Origin of the sequence: Streptomyces sp. NBC_01808, assembly GCF_035917395.1 — a bacterium.
Taxonomy (GTDB): Bacteria; Actinomycetota; Actinomycetes; order Streptomycetales; family Streptomycetaceae; genus Streptomyces.
Genome location: NZ_CP109072.1, coordinates 1196914 through 1213645 on the forward strand (window position 1 = coordinate 1196914; position 16732 = coordinate 1213645).

13 protein-coding genes and 5 pseudogenes are annotated in these 16732 nt (G+C 70.5%); 10 read left to right on the forward strand and 8 right to left on the reverse strand.

From position 1 onward, the window contains the following. Positions 1-118: 118 nt before the first annotated feature. Positions 119-443 (forward strand): annotated as a pseudogene (locus OG946_RS04880) (Hsp70 family protein); the annotation flags it as partial. A 255-nt stretch (positions 444-698) separates the two neighbouring features. Then, positions 699-870: pseudogene (locus OG946_RS04885) on the forward strand (site-specific integrase); the annotation flags it as partial. 228 nt (positions 871-1098) lie between these two features. Here the strand turns inward: OG946_RS04885 and OG946_RS04890 are convergent. Further along, positions 1099-1668, reverse strand: a complete 570-nt coding sequence (locus tag OG946_RS04890; protein WP_326794919.1) for a TetR/AcrR family transcriptional regulator — start codon at positions 1666-1668, stop codon at positions 1099-1101. A 104-nt stretch (positions 1669-1772) separates the two neighbouring features. Here OG946_RS04890 and OG946_RS04895 point away from each other — a divergent pair, with 104 nt between their 5' ends. Beyond that, on the forward strand, positions 1773-2681 hold the full coding sequence (locus tag OG946_RS04895) for an alpha/beta hydrolase family protein (protein ID WP_326794920.1): 909 nt from the start codon (positions 1773-1775) through the stop codon (positions 2679-2681). Between the two features lie 110 nt (positions 2682-2791). Here OG946_RS04895 and OG946_RS04900 read toward each other — a convergent pair. The 3 genes and pseudogenes from OG946_RS04900 to OG946_RS04910 form a co-directional block, all read right to left on the reverse strand. Then, positions 2792-3276, reverse strand: a pseudogene (locus tag OG946_RS04900) (Tn3 family transposase); the annotation flags it as partial. Between the two features lie 9 nt (positions 3277-3285). Then, a pseudogene (locus tag OG946_RS04905) lies at positions 3286-3582 on the reverse strand (transposase); the annotation flags it as partial. Positions 3583-3788: 206 nt separating this feature from the next. Next, complete coding sequence (locus tag OG946_RS04910; protein ID WP_326794921.1) at positions 3789-4520, reverse strand: IPT/TIG domain-containing protein; 732 nt, start codon at positions 4518-4520, stop codon at positions 3789-3791. Between the two features lie 403 nt (positions 4521-4923). Between OG946_RS04910 and OG946_RS04915 the strand changes: the two genes are divergently transcribed. Further along, positions 4924-6615 (forward strand): IPT/TIG domain-containing protein, encoded by a 1692-nt coding sequence (locus tag OG946_RS04915; RefSeq protein ID WP_326794922.1) that lies wholly within the window; start codon positions 4924-4926, stop codon positions 6613-6615. 769 nt (positions 6616-7384) lie between these two features. Here OG946_RS04915 and OG946_RS04920 read toward each other — a convergent pair. The 3 genes from OG946_RS04920 to OG946_RS04930 all read right to left on the reverse strand — a co-directional run bounded on the left by OG946_RS04920 (position 7385) and on the right by OG946_RS04930 (position 10326). Next, the gene (locus tag OG946_RS04920; RefSeq protein ID WP_326794923.1) at positions 7385-9142 is read right to left on the reverse strand and encodes a GMC family oxidoreductase; all 1758 of its coding nucleotides are present in this window, start codon (positions 9140-9142) and stop codon (positions 7385-7387) included. A gap of 128 nt (positions 9143-9270) precedes the next feature. Next, positions 9271-9846 (reverse strand): histidine phosphatase family protein, encoded by a 576-nt coding sequence (locus tag OG946_RS04925; protein ID WP_326794924.1) that lies wholly within the window; start codon positions 9844-9846, stop codon positions 9271-9273. A gap of 21 nt (positions 9847-9867) precedes the next feature. After that, a complete protein-coding gene (locus OG946_RS04930) occupies positions 9868-10326 on the reverse strand; it encodes a GNAT family N-acetyltransferase (protein ID WP_326794925.1) in 459 nt (152 codons plus the stop codon). A gap of 129 nt (positions 10327-10455) precedes the next feature. Between OG946_RS04930 and OG946_RS04935 the strand changes: the two genes are divergently transcribed. Then, on the forward strand, positions 10456-10659 hold the full coding sequence (locus OG946_RS04935; RefSeq protein WP_326794926.1) for a DUF1918 domain-containing protein: 204 nt from the start codon (positions 10456-10458) through the stop codon (positions 10657-10659). A gap of 57 nt (positions 10660-10716) precedes the next feature. Here OG946_RS04935 and OG946_RS04940 read toward each other — a convergent pair whose 3' ends face one another. After that, positions 10717-11994: a glycoside hydrolase family 10 protein gene (locus OG946_RS04940; RefSeq protein ID WP_442814265.1), complete on the reverse strand. Its 1278-nt coding sequence runs from the start codon at positions 11992-11994 to the stop codon at positions 10717-10719. A gap of 181 nt (positions 11995-12175) precedes the next feature. Between OG946_RS04940 and OG946_RS04945 the strand changes: the two genes are divergently transcribed. The 5 genes and pseudogenes from OG946_RS04945 (at position 12176) to cas2e (ending at position 16395) form a co-directional block, all read left to right on the forward strand. Continuing rightward, on the forward strand, positions 12176-13033 hold the full coding sequence (locus OG946_RS04945; protein ID WP_326794927.1) for a 3-hydroxybutyryl-CoA dehydrogenase: 858 nt from the start codon (positions 12176-12178) through the stop codon (positions 13031-13033). 749 nt (positions 13034-13782) lie between these two features. Then, positions 13783-14331, forward strand: coding sequence for an HD domain-containing protein (locus OG946_RS04950; RefSeq protein ID WP_326794928.1), 549 nt, complete (start codon positions 13783-13785; stop codon positions 14329-14331). Continuing rightward, entirely contained in the window at positions 14331-15077 is a 747-nt protein-coding gene (cas6e, locus tag OG946_RS04955; protein WP_326794929.1) for a type I-E CRISPR-associated protein Cas6/Cse3/CasE, read from the forward strand. The genes OG946_RS04950 and cas6e overlap by 1 nt, the downstream gene beginning before the upstream one ends. 3 nt (positions 15078-15080) lie before the next feature. Continuing rightward, positions 15081-16042 (forward strand): annotated as a pseudogene (cas1e, locus tag OG946_RS04960) (type I-E CRISPR-associated endonuclease Cas1e). Further along, positions 16039-16395 carry a type I-E CRISPR-associated endoribonuclease Cas2e gene (gene cas2e, locus OG946_RS04965; RefSeq protein ID WP_326794930.1) on the forward strand — a complete coding sequence of 119 codons (357 nt, stop codon included), beginning with the start codon at positions 16039-16041 and terminating at the stop codon, positions 16393-16395. The pseudogene cas1e and the gene cas2e overlap by 4 nt, the downstream one beginning before the upstream one ends. The last annotated feature ends 337 nt before the right edge of the window (positions 16396-16732 follow it).

A 16732-nucleotide genomic window follows, 5' to 3' on the forward strand; every position in this document is an offset into this window, starting at 1 on the left:
TTCGATGCGCTTCCGACTGCCCGGCCGGCCACGGCGAGAGCCGGGGGAACGTAACCTGCGTGGGGGCGCCGGACGTGGGCGCCGGGCCGTGGGTGCCGGGGTGGGGAGGGGGGCCGGGGTGGAGCCGCTGAGGGCCGGGGACCCGGAGAGGGGGGCGGTTCGGGCTGCGGGGCCGGCTGGGTGCCGGCGGGATGGGCGAGGTGTTCCTGGGCCGGTCGCCGGGTGGGCGGGCGGTGGCGGTGAAGGTCCTGCATCCGCATCTGGCGCGGCAGGGGGAGTTCCGGCGGCGGTTCGCACGGGAGCTGGCGGCGGCGCGGGCGGTGGGCGGGGCGTTCACGGCTCCGGTGCTGGCCGCCGGGCCGGAGGACGACCTGCCGTGGATCGCGACCGCCTACATTCCGCGGCCCGATCTGGCGGAAGCGGTCGGTGCGGCGGGGCCGTTACGGGGGTCGAGGAACATCGGAACGTAAACCGGCGCTAAGCCCTCGTCGTTCCTGATCGGCGGCTGACGGGACGTCGGTCGCGGGACGGGTGTGATGTTGTTCCACGGATAACGCCCTATTATCTGCGGGAGTTTGATCCGTCACCTGCGGTGACGTTCTCCGGGCCGTACGTGAAGCGGCCCTGTTATCCGCGGCAAGGGGGGAAGCGGCGCCCACCGTCGTGCAACTGCTGGCCGGGAAGGCGCTGACCGTCCGTACCGCCACTCCGGCCTGACCCACTTTCGGCGAGCAGGGCGCCTCCGAGCTGATGCTGATGGCCCAGTCCCGGCACAAGAAGGCCGAGAACGTCCGCCGCTACTTCAAGCCCTCGCCGGAGGCCATCGCGGGCGTCACCAGTCTGCTGGCCCCAGGCGACGCCCGGCGCTGATCGGCCGCGGCTCGCCTTGAACCACCGCCACCTCGCCCGGTCGCTGATGTGCGGGCGCCGCGGACGAGGTGGAACAGTGGTGTGACGGGCCAGGACGCGCGCGGGCGCCCTCCAGGGCGCCGCTACCAGTGGCGGGCAGTGGATGCAGCCGTGGTCCACGTTGCGACTTTGCGCAGTGGACAGAGACCGGCGTAGCGGGTGTGGGCGGCACGGGCGCCGGGCCTGTTGTCATGCCGTGTTGCGACATCCGGTGAGGAGGAGGGCGATCATGCGCTTGGCGTCGGCCTGATCGTAGTCGGGGCCGGTGATGCAGAGGTTTCCGATGGCGCGCATGAGCGTGTAGGCGGTGACACCGGGGCGTAGTTCGTCGTCGGCGGCGCAGGCGTCCAGCAGCGTCGTGCAGGCCGGGACCAGGGTGTCGAGCATGAGGGCGTGGAGGTTCTCCAGTCCCGGATCTCCGGACCCCAGTGCCGCGCCGAGGCCGTGCTTGGTCACCAGGAAGTCCACGAACACGTCCGTCCACAGGGTCAGGGCGGTGAACGGCGAGGCGGACTCCTCAAGGAGTCGGGGCGCGAGAGCGGCGCAGGCGTCGATCTGGTGCCGATAGACGGCGGTGACGAGGTCCGCGCGGGTCGGGAAGTTCCGGTAGACCGTGCCGACACCGACGCCGGCGCGTTCGGCGATGTCACGGACAGGCGCCTGGACGCCCTGCTCGACGAAGACCGCCGCAGCAGCCTCCAGTACGCCGCTGCGGGTGCGCTGCGCCTGTGCTTGGCGTACCCCGACCGACTCTGGCACGGATGGCTCCCTTTGCTCGCGGAACAATGTTCCGCTAAATTTGGCGGAACAGCGCTCCGCCAAAGTATGGCAGAGCCGCTCCGCAGAGAAAGCACAGGTCCCCCATGTCCTCCCGCCCCCTCGGTCACCAGATCGTCTCGGTCAAGCCCATCCCCGTTCCCGCACCTGGCCGCGGCATCGACCTGCAGGTGAAGGTCACCGCCCCCCGGTCGGGCCAGAACCTGCCCGTGATCGTCTTCTCCCACGGCAACGCGTGGTCCCTGGACGGGTACGAGCCCCTCGTCGACCGGTGGGCCGCCGCCGGATTCGTCGTGGTGCAGCCCACCCATCTGGACTCCCGCCGCAACGCCATCGGCTGGGACGACCCGCGCTTCGCCACCATCTGGCGCGTGCGGATAGCCGATCTCCACGCGATCCTCGACAACCTCGGCGACATCCTGGCCCAGGCCGGCCTGGAGACCCGCGTCGACCGTGAACGCACCGCCGTGGTCGGCCACTCCTGGGGCGCCCAGACCGCGGGCGCCCTCCTCGGTGCCCGCGTACTCGACGCCGACAACGTTCCCGGCGAGGACTTCTCCCACTCCGCGGTGTCGGCGGGCGCGCTGATCGCCGCGACCGGAACCGGCGACAGCCTTACCCCGTTCGCCGCCGAGAACCTCCCGTTCATGAAGCCGGACTTCTCCACCATGGTCACCCCGGCCCTGGTCATCGCGGGCGGAAAGGACCAGTCGCAGCTCTCCACCCGGGGGCCGGAGTGGTTCACCGACGCCTACCACCTCAGCCCGGCCCCCAAGAGCCTGCTCACCATCGCCGAGGCCGAGCACACCATGGGCGGCATCGCCGGCGAAAGGGTCGCCGAGACCACCGACGAGGACCCCGCCCGCGTCGTCCTCCTCGCCGACGCGATCTCCGCCTACCTCCGCGCGGCCCTCGGCCTCGACGACGCCGAGTGGACCGCCCTTGGCAGCAACGCCGAGGACGGCGACGGTACGTGGAGCATCGCCGGCAAGTAAGCCCAGCCCGACAGCCGGGGGATGCCCGGCGCCGAACGGTCGAGCAGAAGAACGCCCCGGTCTGACCGGCGAGGGGGCGGCAGTGCTCGGAGCCGCTCCCTCGCCTCTGCTCACACCTCGGCCCGCTCCGGGTCGCGCAGCGGCCGCAGTCCGCCGGGCATCTCGGGCAGTAGGAACGAGCACCGGCCGAGCATGTTGATGTGGTGCCGCACGAACGGCGAGAGACGGGCTACATCCTCGTCACGGACATCGAAGCCGTCCGCGCGCAACTGGTTCACCGCTGCGTCCATGTACCTGGTGTTGAACAGTACGAGCGCGTTGAGAACCAGGGCCCAGGGCGCCGATCTGGTCCTCCATGCCGTCCTGGTAGCGCTGGTAGAGCTGGCCCTGCTTCCCGTGGAAGATCTTCCGGGTCAGCGCGTGGCGGCCCTCCTGGCGGTTGGCCTGCACCTTGATCTGCCGACGGTAGCCAGGCTCGTCGGCCAGGCGCAGGATGTGCAGGGGTCTTCGCGATCCGCCCGTAGTGCGCGATCGCGTCGCCGAGCGGGGCGCCGTAGTCGGCGGTGCGGTCGATGCGCCACATCTTCTGGGCCGGATCCTCTCATCGCCGGGCGCGTTCACAGACCTGGCAGCGCAGGAGTTCGTGGATGACCTGGTCAGTCCCGTCGTCCCACCAGGCGGCGAAGTAGGAGTAGGCCGCGCTCTTCTGGGGCAGGTCGTGCGGGAGACAGGCCCACCGGCAGCCGGTCCGCCCCTGGTAGAGGATCGCGTTCACGATCTCCCGCATGGCGTAGGCGTCCTGGTGGCCACTGACCGAGCGGTGCCGGTCCTTCCACGCGGTCATCACCGGCTCGATCAACGCCCACTGCGCATCCGATAAGTCACTCGGTACGGCACGCACTCACTCACCCGGACACATCACCGGATCACCACCCGCGGACCGGCAGATGCGGCCCCGGCGCCACACCATCAGGCGACAGCAGATCCACTCAAAGACTCACGAACCACCCACAAAGACAGCCACCGCCGAACAGTCGTGTGCGGAACCGGGCCTGTGTGACCCGGTTCCGCGGGCGGGCTCGCAGGCTCAGCGCCCATTCGGCCGGCTCAGCCGGGGGTGACGGTGTAGGTGAATGACTGCGAGGAGTCGCTGCCCCCCGCGCTGGTGAGGGTGACTGTGACTATGCCCGTGCCGCCCGGGGAGTAGGCGACGATGGTGCTGTCGTCGATGATGTTGTAGGCGGTCGGGTCGGGGCCGTACGACACGTCCACGACTTCGCTGAAGTTGGTGCCGATGATGGTGGACGCCGTGCCGCCGTAGTCCGGTCCGGTGACGGGGTTCATGCTGGTCACCGTCGGAGCGCCCAGATAGGTGAAGGTGAGCCCGTTGGTCGTGCCGCCCTTGGTCGTGACGCTGACCGGGACGGTCTGGGGGGTGGTCACGGCCGGCACCTGGACGTTCAGCCTAGTGTCGTTCACCACGGTGGGAATGGCGGTGTTGGAGCCGAAGGACATCGACGTGGCGGTCTGCAGGCTCGAACCGTTGAGGGTGACGGGGATGCCGTCGAGCGGCCCGGTGGTCGCACTGAGGCTCGATTTGGCCGGTGCCGTGATGTAGTAGTACCAGCCCGGGGCCGTTCCGCCCGGCGTGGTGACGACGACCTGGACCGCAGCGTTGTTCGAGGGCGCCACAGCGGTGATACGGGTGTCGCTGTCGACCGTGAAGGTGGCCGACTTGGAGCCGAACTTCACGCTGGTGGCGCCCGCGAGATTCGTCCCGGTGATGACGACCTGGTTACCACCCGAGGTGGGTCCCTGATTCGGGTTCAGAGTGACCATGGGCCTTCTCCTTCGCGCTGGGTGTCTGCTTCTCCGGGATGGCGGCCCTGCTTGCGGGGGTACGAATGGCCGTGATGTCGGCGCCATTTCAGTGGGATGGGATTCCTCACGCAGGGCGTCCTTGTACACACAACTGAAGCGGAGATTCCACGAATGTGCTAGAGCGCACATGATGTAATGAGTGGTAAATACTACAAGATGAATTGCTTCCCTCTGCCAAAATATGCACCCGGGCGCTTCGGTTGACCACTTATGCAGGGTCGCGACGGATGGGAGGGTCAGGGGAACACACGGAATCGACCCCTGAGTTCAGGGGCCCCAGGTTACCGGGACTGCAGGGCGTGAAATCCTCAACTCGCTCTGAACTCACCGAATTCGGGAGTCCGGTCGAGAGGAGTCGGCAATGTCAGTCGGTCAAGCACCGCCAGAAACCGGGAAGTCCGGGAGTTCCTCGTCCGCCGCCCTGCCCCTGGTGGACGGCGTCAGCGCGATCCCGGTGGGATCGGCGCCCCACTCCGTGGCCATGCGGCCCGACGGGCTGCGCGCCTATGTGACCAACTCGGGCAGCAACACGTTGAGCGTGATCGACACCGCCACGGACGCCGTCGTCACCACCATCGGTGTGGGGGCCGGCCCGTGGGCCGCGGCGGTCACCCCCGACGGCCGGTACGTCTACGTGACCATGCCCGGCTCGGGAACCGTCGCCGTCGTCAACACGGCCACCGGCGCTCTCGCCGGTACCGTCAGCGGCCTCAACGCTCCGCGCGGGCTGGCCGTCACCCCCGACGGGACCCGTGTATACGTGGCGAACTCGGGTGCCGGCACCGTGAGTGTCATCAGCACGGCCACCAACACCGTCACCGGCACCATCACCGTGGGAAACGGCCCCCAGGCCATCACCGTCAGGCCCGACGGGCTGCGGGCCTACGTCAGCAACTCCACCGACGGCACCGTGAGCGTGATCGGCACGGTGGGCAACACCGTGGTGGCCACCGTGACCGGCTTCCAAGCGCCCCTGGGCGTGGCCGCCACGCCCAACGGGACCCGTGTGTACGTGGCGAACTCCGGTTCCCGCAAGGTGAGTGTCATCAGCACGGCCACCAACGCCGTCATCGACACCATCACCGTCGCGAGCATCCCCGCCTATCTGACCGCCTCCCCGGACGGGACGCTCATCTACGCGTCCATGACCGGCGCGGGCTCGCTGACGGTGATCAACCCGAGCAGCAACAGCGTCAGCGAAACCATCCCGGGATTCGCCGGACCCCACAAGGTGGCAACCACACCGGACGGCGGATATCTGTATGTCGTCGACCACGGCGGCAACACGGTCGGCGTCCTGAGAAGGCCCGCCAGCATCTCCCCCAACACCGGCCCCCGGGGCGGCGGAACGACCTTGATCATCGAAGGCCGGGGCTTCCTCGGGACGACCTCCGTCCGCTTCGGGGCCCGGCAGGCCACGGACTTCGCCGTGATCAGCGACACCACGCTGACCGCGACCGCCCCTTCCACCATCCGATCAGCCGTACCGGTCATCGTGACCGCCAGCGGCGGAACGGCGATCGTCGGCTACTACTACTACCGCCAGCGGCCCGTCGTGAACCAGCTCTCGGCCACCTCCGGGTCGATGAGCGGGGGAAACACCATCACCCTCACCGGGTTACGGTTCGTCGGGCTCAAGACCGTACGGTTCGGCACCGCCGAGGTGCCCACCACCGTCCTGTCGGACACCCAGCTCACCGTGACCGTCCCGCCGTCGACCCTTGCCCACACCGTCCCCGTCTACATGGTCAGCCCGGGAGGCACCTCCAACAGCCTTTCCTACACCTACCTCGGCGGTCCCACCATCACCAGCATCAGCCCCACCTCCGGGCCGCGCACGGGAGGCCGCGTCGTGAACCTCAACGGCACGTTCCTGTCCCAGGTCACCAGCGTCACCTTCGGCGGCGTCCCGGCCCTCTTGGTCAAGGTCATGTCCGACATCAAGGTGCAGGCGGTCACCCCTGCGACGTCCACGCCCGGCCCCGTGACGGTGGTCGCGACGACCTCCACCGGAGCCACGGCCACGTCCCCCACTCGGTACACCTACACCTGACTGCGGGGCGCCGCATGGCATCGGCTCGCTGGGCTACTCGGACACCGAGGCAGGCCGCCCGCGGGCGGGAGGAGCGTCGACAGGACCCACTCACGCGTGACACTGAACCACTGCAGGGAACTGCTTGTCATTTCGTGGCGGCTTCGGGAGCAGAGGGCCTACGCAGCCTGCCCGCCACCGCCGCGCCGACCAGGGCCGCCCCCGCCATCGGCAGCAGCACCGCCACGAACGCCCCCACCTGGCGCGCGGCGAACGCGGTGGCAGCGTGAACATCCAGCCCCTGCTCGATGCCCTGGACCTCCAGGAGGACGCCGCCCGGACCCTGGCCAACGACCTCCGCGCACAGATCGACGGCCTGCAGACCCGGTCACGGGAAGCCGAGATACAACTGGAGCACCTCGCGATCACCCGCAAGACCGTCACCGGCCTCGCCGACCGGCTCCCCGCCTCCCCGCCGGACCTGCCCGAGCACCCGGACTACCCCCGCATCCTCGCCGCCTTCAACCACGCGACCGGACCGCTACGGGCCAAGGACGTCTGCGAAGCTCCCGGCCACGAACTGCTGCCGAAGAAACATCGAAGGCACCCGCGCCAGGCTGAAACGCCCGGTCAAACTCGACATCCTCACCGAGGCCGACACCGGCAACTTCGCCAGGAAGCAACAGCCGACACAGCTCCACCAGCGAACCTGCCCCAACCCCAACCGGAAACGGACATCACCTCGCGACCCGCCCACTCAGAGCGTGTCCTGCGTGGCACATGTGGCCGGTCAGCTCTTCGGCGGGACCTCCGGGATCGGGAGGAGCAGGGCGCCGAACGCGCCCGCCGGCACCGCCTGCTGCCGCGGGGGCACCGGGCGGAGGCGGGTGTAGGGGTCGTTCTGCGCGGGGCGGGGGTCCTTCTCGCCCTTGTTGGGCCACAGCGCCATCGCCCGCTCCGCCTGCGCCGTGATCGTCAGCGACGGGTTCACGCCGAGGTTCGCGGAGACCGCCGAGCCGTCCACCACCGAGATCCCCGGGTGGCCGTACAGCCGGTGGTACGGGTCGATGACGCCGTGCTCCGCGTCCTCGCCGATGGGGCAGCCGCCCAGGAAGTGCGCCGTCAGCGGCTTGCCCATCAGCTCGCCGAGGTTCGTGCCCGGCTGGCCGCCGATCTGCTCGGCGAGCTGCCGCGCCGCCTCCGCCCCCTCGGGGAGGTGCACCGGGTTCGGTGCCCCGTGGCCCTGCCGGGCCGTGAGCAGGCCCTTGCCGAGGCCCTTGTCCTTCAGGTACGTGGTCAGCGAGTTGTCGTGGGTCTGCATGACGAGCCCGATGATCGTCCGCTCGGACCACCGGTACGTCGTGGCCGTCCGCGCCACCAGCACCGGGTGCCGCAGATACGCGCCCAGCACCCGCAGCGCCTTGGGCAGCTTCCCGGCGGGCTTGAACTGCGGGACGCACAGCAGCGCCATCGCGTTGGAGCCCTTGCCGTAGCGCACGTTCTCGATGTGCGTGGTGTCGTTGGGGTGGATCGAGGAGGTGATGGCCACTCCCTTGGTGAAGTCCGGCTCGCCCGCGCCGCGCTTCTTGCGGTACGTGCGCGGGAAGGTCACCGCGCCGACCAGCGCCTCGGAGTTGGTGCGGGTCAGCTCGCCGAGGCGCGGGGAGAGTCCGGGCAGCCGGCCGCTGGACTTCATGCGGTGCAGCAGGGTCTGGGTGCCGTACGTGCCCGCCGCGACCACCACGTGGTCGCAGCGCAGCACCTCCCGCTTGCCGCGGCGGCGCTTGTTCGTCGCCACCGTGGTCACCTCGTAGCCACCGCCGGCGGCCTCGTGCACGTCGACGACGGTGGTCAGCGGGTGGATGACGGCGCCGCGCCGCTCGGCGAGATAGAGGTAGTTCTCCGTCAGGGTGTTCTTCGCGCCGTAGCGGCAGCCGGTCATGCACGAGCCGCACTCCAGGCACGCGGCACGCTCCGGGCCCGCGCCGCCGAAGTACGGGTCGGGCACGGTCTCGCCGGGAGCCGCCGTGGTCCCGCCGCCGGCGTCGCGCCCGTCGCCGTAGAAGACGCCGACAGGGGTGAGCCGGAAGGAGTCGCCGGCACCCATGCGCTCGGCGGTGGTCTTGAGGTACGTGTCCGCCTCGGTGGTCGTGGGGTTCTCCCGGACGCCGAGCATCCGCTTCGCCTGGTCGTAGTAGGGGGCCAACTCCTCCTGCCAGTCGGTGATGTGGCCCCACTGCCGGTCCCGGAAGAAGGCGGGCGGCGGCACGTAGAGGGTGTTGGCGTAGTTGAGGGAGCCGCCGCCCACGCCGGCGCCGGCGAGCACCATCACGTTGCTGAGGAGGTGGATGCGCTGGATGCCGTAGAGGCCGAGGGCGGGGGCCCACAGGTAGTCGCGCAGCCGCCAGGAGTTCTTGGGCAGTTGCTCGCGGGCGAATCTGCGCCCGGCCTCCAGCACGCCGACCTTGTAGCCCTTCTCGGTCAGGCGCAGGGCGGCCACCGAGCCGCCGAAGCCGGAACCGATCACGATCACGTCGTACGAGCTCATCGCGTCTCGCTCCTCGCACCCGGTGCTGCGGCTACCTACCAGGCAGTAGATTTACCTACCCGTAGGGAGTTGGCAATGGCCCCGACATCATCCGCCCGCCGCGCCCCGCAGTCCACTCGCCCCGGCGCTCACGCCCAACTGTCGACGTGCAGGCTCCACCGCCCGGGGCGGCCCGTCAGGCTGATCGCCGACAGCGGCATCACGTCGATGTGCCAGTACGAGACGGGCGGCGCCTTCAGCGCGTAGACCAGCGCGGCGCGGATGATCGAGGGCTCGGTGACGGCGAGCACGTGGGTGCCGTCGTCCACCGGACGGGTGTCCAGCCAGCCGCCTATCCGCTGGATGAAGGCGATCAGCGGCTCGCCCCCGTGCGGGGCGGCGTGCGGATCCGCGAGCCAGGCGTCCACGTCGCGCGGCTCGGTCATCATCACCTCCTCCAGCGTGCGCCCCCGCCACCGGCCCATGTCGCAGTCGCGCAGCGCGAGTTGGGCCAGCGGCGCGAGGCCGAGCACCCGGCCCGTCTCGCGGGAGCGCTGCGTGGGCGAGCAGTACCGCAACTCGGCTGCGGCCAGCGGGGAGAACACCGGAACGGCGCGCTCGGCCGCCACCCAGCCGTCCGCGTCCAGCGGCCGGTCGTCGTCGAAGCGCTCCGCGAGCCGCGAGGAGTTGCGGGCCGCGGCGAGCAGCGTGAGACGAACGTTCATGCGGTGATGGTAAGAGCCCCGTCAGGCTCTGCCCAGAGCCATCCACTGGGTCGGATCCGCCAGCGGCTCGAAGCCGAGCCTCGCGTAGACCTCGTGGGCGTCGCCGGTCGCCAGCAGGACACGGCGCAGCCGGTACGGCGCGAGGTGGTCGCGGACGGCGGCGACGAGGCCGCTGCCCACGCCTGCGCCGCGGGCTTCGCGGGCCACGTAGACGTCGCAGAGCCAGGCGAAGGTGGCGCGGTCGGTGACGACGCGGGCGTACGCGACCTGCCCGCCCGCGCCGCGGGGGCCGCCGCCGGCGGCGGCTGCCTCCGGGGCGTAGACGCCGAAGTTCAGGGAGTGGTCGATCGCGGTGTCCTGCTGCGCGCGGCTGCGGCCGAGCGCCCAGTACGCGTCGGTGGACAGCCAGCGGTGGACGAGCGCGCGGTCGAGGCGGGCGGGGTCGGTGGAGACCTCGTACGGGGCGGGTACGTGAGCCATGGGCAGAGCCTGGCACGCGGTGCATGGCCCGTACACCGGAATTCTCCGGGAGCCAAGCGCGGCACCCGCCCCTAAACTGGCGTCACGGACCCCATCATCTGGGGACGAGCCGGACAGGAGGTCGACCCGATGCAGGCTGAAGTGGGCGACAAGCTGTGTGTGCACGGCCGTGTCGTTGGTCAGGAGGACCGGACGGCGGAGATCCTCGAAGTCATGGGCGCAGCCGGCGCACCGCCCTACCGGGTGCGGTTCGACGACGGCCACGAGGCGCTGGTGTCACCCGGCCCGGACTCCGTGGTCCGGCATCGGGACCGGGAGTCCGGGCAGGGCTGACGTCCGCGGCCGCGGGTGGCGGTGCGGCCGGGACGGCGGGGGCCGGCGGGCGCGCCGTCAGCAGCGCGGCGGCCTGGCCGGCTCGCGGTAGTGGTCGGCGACGAGCCTGCTGACCGCGCCCAGCGGGTCCTGGGGCAGCAGTTTCGCAGAGAAGTACATGTTGCCCTGGACCTCCGGGTAGCCCTGGCAGAACGTCAGGTGACGGGAGAGTTCCGCCGGGTCGAACCAGGCCGCGGGCTGGCCGGCGGTGCCGACCTTGTAGAGCGCCTCGCCGATGTAGAGGTTGACGCCGGTGCCCGCGACCACGTCGTTCCACCAGGGCACGATCTTGGCGTAGTCGGCGACCGCGAAGCCGATGTTCCAGTACACCTGCGGGACGATGTAGTCGATCCAGCCTTCGCGCACCCATTTACGGGTGTCGGCGTAGAGGTTGTCGTACGTCTGCGTGCCCGCCTGGGTGTCGGAGCCCTCGGGGTCGGTGGCCGCGTTCCGCCAGACCGCGAACGGGCTGACGCCGAACTGCACGTTGGGCTTCGTCCGCTTGATGGCCCGGCCCAGCTCCGCGACCAGCAGGTCGACGTTGTTGCGCCGCCAGTCGGCCTTGTCCGCGAAGGCGCCGCCGTACTTCCGGTACGTCTCCTCGTCGGCGAACTCCTGGCCCGCGACCGGGTACGGGTAGAAGTAGTCGTCGAAGTGCACGGCGTCGATGTCGTAGCGGCGTACGGCGTCGAGGATGCAGCGCTGGACGAAGCGGCGGACCTCCGGCACCCCCGGGTCGTAGTAGATCTTGCCGCCGTACGGGACGACCCAGTCGGGGTGCCGGTTCGCCGGGTGTTCGGGCACCAGCTTCTCCGCGCGCGCGTCGTTGCGCACCCGGTAGGGGTTGAACCAGGCGTGCAGTTCGAGACCGCGCCGGTGGGCCTCGCGGACGGCGAAGCCGAGCGGGTCCCAGCCCGGGTCGGCGCCCTGGGTCCCGGAGAGCCACTCCGACCACGGCTCGTGCGGCGACGGCCACATCGCGTCCGCCGTCGGCCGGGCCTGGAAGACGACGGTGTTCATCCGCCGGTCCGCCGCCTCGTCGAGCCGGGCCAGCAACTGACGCTGCTGCTCGGCCGCGCTCAGGCCCTGCTGGACCGGCCAGTCGATGTTCGCCACCGTCGCCACCCACGAGCCGCGCATCTGCCCGGCCGGGCGGCTGTGGCCGCGCCCCGCCGCGCCGGCCGTGGCCGCGATCGCGTCGCCCGCCACGGTCACCGCGGACAGGGCACCCACCGCCGCGGCGCCGAACCGGCGTCTGCTGAGGTGGTGCGGTCTGCCGGGAGTGCTGCTCCCCATCTGGACCCTCCGAATCGCCGAGAACAAGAATCCGACTGAGCCAAGTGGTCTGAACCACTCGTCAGTTGCGGCACATCCTCGCGTCCCGCCTCACCCGGGGACAAGAGCCATGCGCTACGCGGGTAACGTCAGGGGTCCGAAAGGGTTGCCCACACGGCAGGACGAGGGACGAGGAGAGACATTGACCGACATCGAACGCGTCGGAGTGGTCGGATCCGGCCAGATGGGTTCCGGCATCGCCGAGGTGTGTGCCCGCTCCGGCCTTCAGGTCGTCGTCGCCGAGACCACCGGCGACGCCCTCGAACTGGGCCGTACCCGCGTCACCAACTCGCTCGCCAAGGCCGCGGAGCGCGGCAAGATCACCGAGGTGGAACGGGACGAGGCGCTGGACGCGCTGAGCTTCACCACCGATCTCGGAGAGCTTGCGGACAGCGATCTTGTGATCGAGGCGGTGGTGGAAAACGAACAGGTCAAGATCGAAATCTTCCAGATCCTTGATCAGGTCGTCACCCGCCAGGACGCCGTCCTTGCCTCCAACACCTCCTCCATCCCGCTGGTCAAGCTCGCCATCGCCACCACGCGGCCGGAGCAGGTCATCGGGATGCACTTCTTCAACCCCGCGCCCGTACAGCGCCTCGTCGAGCTGATCCCGGCCCTGACGACCAGCGACGACACGCTCAAGCGGACCGAGGCGCTGGCCCGCGACGTGCTCGGCAAGCACTCCATCCGGGCCCAGGACCGCTCCGGGTTCGTCGTCAACGCGCTGCTGATCCCGTATCTGCTCGCCGCGGTCCGGATGTTCGAGTCCGGCATCGCGACGCGCGAGGACATCGACAACGGGATGGAGCTGGGCTGCGCCCACCCGATGGGCCCGCTGAAGCTCTCGGACCTCATCGGCCTCGACGTCATCGCCTCGGTGGCCGACTCGATGTACGCCGAGTACAAGGAGCCGTCGTACGCGACGCCGCCGCTGCTGGCGCGGATGGTCGAGGCGGGGCGGCTGGGCCGGAAGTCGGGCGCCGGGTTCTACGCCTACTAGTTGGTTTGCACTACAGGACTACCTACGGAGTCACTGCAGACGGCGGCCGGCTCACGGGTTGCCAGTCTTCGATCGGATCGATCCGGCCCTGGAGCACCAGGGGGCAATCCCAGACTCTATCCCCGCATGCGCGGGGAGCAGCACGACGCGGTCCGCCGGCGTCGGCTCCGTGGTGGGGCCATCCCCGCATGCGCGGGGAGCAGTGGGCGAACCCGGCATCGGCAAGTCCAGCTTCGGGTCCATCCCCGCGTGCACGGGGAGCAGCACCGGCTCACCGGCTTGGAGATGCACATCGCGGGTCCATCCCCGCGTGCGCGGGGAGCAGCGCGGCGTACCTGCTGGCTGGCCTGCACCACCCGGGTCCATCCCCGCGTGCGCGGGGAGCAGTCTGCTGACGTCCTGGCACACGATGTGCAGTCGGGTCCATCCCCGCGTGTGCGGGGAGCAGTCTCACTGACCTGGGTGTTTTATCGAGCGGTGAGGCCGTTCTGAGCAACAAACGGAGATTCGGGCATTTCCACCAGTCGGTCCAACGGGGCCGCATGCATCGCCTCAGGTACAGCTCAGCGTACGTCCATCGGGGGCTCCTGCCCGGGTAAGCCGGAAGAGTGAGTGGCCGGCGGGCGATTGGAGGGGGGCCAACAGTTGCGAAGAAGCAAACTACAAGACGTCAATCACTAGCGTGAATTATCAGACAGAATTACTCATCAGCGTTATACATCACCTTGTCCCGGGGTCTAATGCAGGGCATGAACGGCAGGCCGCCGGATGCGGCACGTATCGGTGAGCGATTGTCCTCGCCCGCCCGCACGGTGTGGGCGAAGTCCGACCAGCGCGAGGGCGGCAGGAGCGGCGCGTGGCTGCCGCTGTGGCGGCATATGGCGGACAGCGGTGCCGTGGCCGGGCGACTCTGGGACGACTGGTTACCGCGTCAGGTAAGGCGGTCTCCGCACTTCCTGCCGTTTCTCGGCCGGCGCGCCTGCCCACCCGGGCGCCGGCTCGACCTGGGCGTCCGGCACGACACGGGGCTGGAGACGGCGTTGCTGGAGCATCCGTGGCTCGCCTCGGCCTGGTATCGGGAGCAGACCGCCCGTACCGCCCCGGACCGGCTTCCCGTGCGGCTGGACTCCGCGCCCGACGACCCGCCCGGTGACGTCGTGGCCGACCAGCCGCTCAGCTTCGATCCGCGCCACCGCCGGTACGCCCGCCGGTCGGTGCGGCACGACGCCGTACCGCGGCCGGCCGAGGTGCCGGAGGTCCCGGAGCACGATCCGATGCCCCTGCTGGAGAGCGACTGATGTACCTCACCCGCTTCCGTATCAACACCGCGCGCGCGGGAGCCCGCTTCCTGCTGTCCTCACCGCAGCGCCTGCACGCGGCGCTGCTCGCCGGCTTCCCCGGCCTGTCCACCGACCCCGAAGCCCGGCCCCGCATCCTCTGGCGCCTGGACCACGGGGACCGTGCCGACGTGCAGGTCTACCTCGTCGGGCCCGACCGCCCCGACCTCACCGGGCTGGTGGAGCAGGCCGGCTGGCCCACGCTGGCCAACCCCGAGGCCCCCGGCTGGGAGACCCGGCACTACCTGCCGTTCCTGCGCCGCCTGGCCAAGGGCGACCGCTGGGCGTTCCGGCTGACGGCCAACCCGGTGCACTCCGTCCGCCGCAAGGACGGTGAGCCGACCAAACGCACGGCGCACGTCTCCCCGCGCCACCAGCTCGGCTGGTTGCTGAAGCAGCAGGAAAGGCACGGCTTCGAGCTGCTGCCGGGAGCGGCGCCGGACGCGGACGACCCGCTGCACCGCTACGCGATGGTCGTCCACGGCCGCCGTGACCTCTCCTTCCGTAAACGCCCCGGCGACCAGGCGCCGCCCGGGGCTCGGAAGGGGAACGGCTCGCGCGGCGCCCCCGTCAGCCTGGTCACCGCCGTCTTCAGCGGCCGACTGGAGGTCACCGACCCCGAGGCCCTGCGGAACGCCCTCACCCAGGGCATCGGCCGGGGCAAGGCGTACGGCTGCGGACTGCTCACCCTGGCACCGCGGGAATAGCGGATGACCACCGTCAGCAGGCGCGGCGCCCCCTCACCACGCGAACTCACCCGGATCGGCGACCGGTTGTCCTTCGTCTACCTGGAGCGCGCCGTCATCCACTGCGCCGACAACGCGATCACCGCCGCCGACGGCGACGGCGTACGCCACCTCCCGTCCGCGACCATCGGCACGCTGCTACTCGGACCGGGCACGAAGATCTCCCAGCAGGCGGTCCGGCTGCTGGGCGAGAGCGGCGTCGGCATCGTGTGGGTCGGAGAGCACGGCGTGCGCTACTACGCCAGCGGCCGGGCGCTCTCCCGCTCCGCGGCTCTGGCCGAGGCCCAGGCACGACTGTGGGCCAACCCGCGGACGCGGCTGGAGGTCGCCCGCTCGATGTACGCGCTCCGCTTCCCCGACGACGACCCGGCCGGCCGCAGCCGCCGCGAGCTGCTCGGCAGGGAGGGTGACCGCGTCAAGGCGTGCTACCGCGCCGAGGCGGCCCGCACCGGCATCCGCTGGCGAGGACGCCGCTACGCCCAGGGCGACTTCGCCTCCGGCGACGCCCCGAACCAGGCCGTCACCGCCGCCGGGCAGTGCATGTAGGCATCGCCCAGAGCGTGGTCGCGGCGCTGGGCTGCATCCCCGGGCTGGGCTTCGTGCACTCCGGACAGGAGCTGTCGTTCGCCCTGGACATCGCGGACCTCTACAAGACGGAGATCGGCATCCCGGTCGCCTTCGAGGTCGCCGCGGAGAGCGAGGAGGACATCGGCTCGCGCGTGCGCCGCGCGCTACGCGACCGCGTGCACGCCACCGGACTGCTGGAGCGCTGCGTCCACGACGTGAAGACCCTGCTCGCCCCTGGGACGACGGCGGACTCCGCCGAGGAGGGCGACGCCCCGCAGCGCGACCGGGTTACGCTCCAGTCCGACCGCGGCGAAGAAGTGGAGTCCGGCAGCAACCTCGGCGAGGGGCTGATCTGGTGACCGTGATCGTCCTCTCCAACTGCCCCGTCGGGCTGCGGGGCTTCCTCACCCGCTGGCTGCTCGAAGTCTCCCCCGGCGTCTTCGTCGGCAGTCCTTCGGCCCGTATCCGGAGCGCGCTCTGGGCAGCGGTGGAGGAGCACGCGCACGAGGGCCGCGCCCTGCTGACGTACACCACCGACACCGAGCAGGGCTACACCTTCGAGACCCGCGACCACCAGTGGCTGCCCGAGGACCACGAGGGCGTCACGCTCATCCGCCGCCCCACCGCACAGCCCACCGGCCCCACCGCCGCCACCCGCCCACCCCGCCAGGGTTGGAGCACCACCGCGAAACGCCGCCGCTACGCCCGCTGAGCGAACGAGCCGGGGGCGGAAGATGCCCCGGGTCTTCCTCGCCCTTAGCCTGTGGCCGGCAGAGAAGCTCTGTTGACAGCCCTGCTCCCCGCGCAGGCGGGGAGCAGTTCGCCGCGGTGGTCGCCGGCTGGAGCTGGATGGGTCCTCCCCCGCGTGCGCGGGGAGCACGTCCACCTGTCTCTAAACAAGAATCGAAGAGAGGGTCCATCCCCGCGTGCATGGGGAGCACAGACACGGCCACTGCATCATGCGCGACCGACGGGGTCCATCCCCGCGTGCGCGGGGAGCACTGCCCCCATCTGGCGGACGCCTACTCCGCGGCGGGTCCATCCCCGCG